The sequence below is a fragment of the Acinetobacter sp. GFQ9D191M genome, from assembly GCF_011174875.1.
Classification (GTDB): Bacteria; Pseudomonadota; Gammaproteobacteria; order Pseudomonadales; family Moraxellaceae; genus Acinetobacter.
Genome location: NZ_JAALGV010000141.1, coordinates 1 through 1,127 on the forward strand (window position 1 = coordinate 1; position 1,127 = coordinate 1,127).

Genomic DNA, 1,127 nt, shown 5'->3' on the forward strand with positions numbered 1-1,127 from the left:
TGAGCTTCCTCTTGTTTTATGGGTATTTTATCGGGTGAAAATAAAGCTTTTAAAGTTCTTCTTTCAAACAAATTCACTTGAATTATTCTGAGTAAACGTTGAACTGTCCAACCTGTTTTTCCTAAATGTTGAGCGAAACTCACCAATAAATAGGCGATCATCGCAATCCAGATTTGTGTCTGAATTGCGTTCCTGCTGCGGCCTAGAAACGCTTTTAATTTGAGATTCTGCTTAATCGCCTTAAAGAACAGCTCAACTTTCCAACGATCTTTATAAATCGCCGCAATGGTGGAGGCGGCTAAATGAAAGTTATTGCTGAGAAAGCTAAAGTGCTTGCCACTTTGCTGATCTCTATATTCAATTCTTCTTAACACTGGGGCTTTTCTTTTTAGGGCATGTGCGCTATTCAGCTGAATGGTTTCATCTTTTAGAATACCTTTGGATTCAAGCACTGGATGTTGCTGGATCACCTGATACACAGATTTAGGCCTAAAACGTGTGACAAATCCAATGTTTTGAGCAGTCAGATTTGCATACCATTGGTAATCGACATAGCCTTTATCAAAAACTACAATGCTGCCAGCAGGAAACTGGAATTTGCGGCCTTGTACCATGTCATTTTCTTTGCCATTTTCAACTGCAACAAACTCAGGAATATCATTGCTGTGATTCAATCCTATACTGAGTTTCATGCTGGCTTTTGAGTCGTGAACTTTGGCCCATTCACATAAGGAAAGCGACAGGTCAATATGACTGGCATCCAAGGAATACAAGGGATTCTTAAAGCGAAATTTATGAGCGACTTTTGAGTGGTCATAGTATTTAAGCAACTTGTAAAATAGCTGTTGATACAAGGCAGCAGGCTGCTGCTCATTGATTCGTGCCAGCGTGCTTCGGGGAATAGACTTTGCTCCGAGATGACTTAGCTTTTCCTGTTGGCACTCCAAATTGGATTGAATATCTCTCAGACTTTGCCTACAAGAGAATTGAGACATCAATATGGCAATAAACTGATCCCACCGGGAAGCCGCTCTAAATTTCTGTCCAACATGGTGTACTTTAGCAAGTTGTTCAAAATCCTGTCGCACAACAGGTTTAATTAGCTCATGAAATACGGTATTCTGATG

General features: G+C 40.3%; 1 protein-coding gene. It reads right to left on the bottom strand.

Annotated features, from left to right (window positions below):
- The coding region (locus G5T77_RS16385) for an IS4-like element ISAbe18 family transposase (protein WP_166236255.1) at window positions 1–1,127 on the bottom strand (1,127 nt) is incomplete at both ends.